Annotated in this window: 1 pseudogene; it reads right to left on the bottom strand. The window is 65.6% G+C overall.

Features of this window, described 5'->3' with window-relative positions:
- Positions 1 to 42: 42 nt before the first annotated feature.
- Positions 43 to 421 (bottom strand): annotated as a pseudogene (locus tag GPA27_RS28545) (hypothetical protein); the annotation flags it as partial.

Below are 421 nucleotides of genomic sequence, written 5' to 3'. Positions count from 1 at the left end.
TTTGCTCCTTGCGGTATTTACGGCGAGCAGGTTGCAGCATCTTTATTCTCCTTTACCGTCCGCTGCTGTAGCGGGCGCGGCGACTTTGCGTACGCGCTTAACGGCGGTGTTATCAGCGCCACCAGCTTCCGCTGGCTTGTCGCTGCCGTCGGCCGGAGCGGCGTTGCCACCGACAGGACGACGTGGGCCACGGCCTGCGCCTGGACGGTCGCCACCTGGGCGGCCATCACGGCGTGGGCCGCGTGGGCGGCGCTCTTCGTCTGGACGAGGCGTTTCCACGGCGGGCAGGTCATTGCGGCCCAGCGTGTCACCCTTGTAGACCCAGACCTTGACGCCGATCACACCGTAGGTGGTCTTGGCTTCAGAGGTACCGTAGTCGATGTCCGCACGCAGCGTGTGAAGTGGCACGCGGCCTTCACGG

Source organism: Aromatoleum toluolicum, assembly GCF_012911005.2.
Lineage (GTDB): Bacteria > Pseudomonadota > Gammaproteobacteria > Burkholderiales > Rhodocyclaceae > Aromatoleum > Aromatoleum toluolicum.
This window is presented reverse-complemented; position numbering and strand designations above follow the sequence as displayed.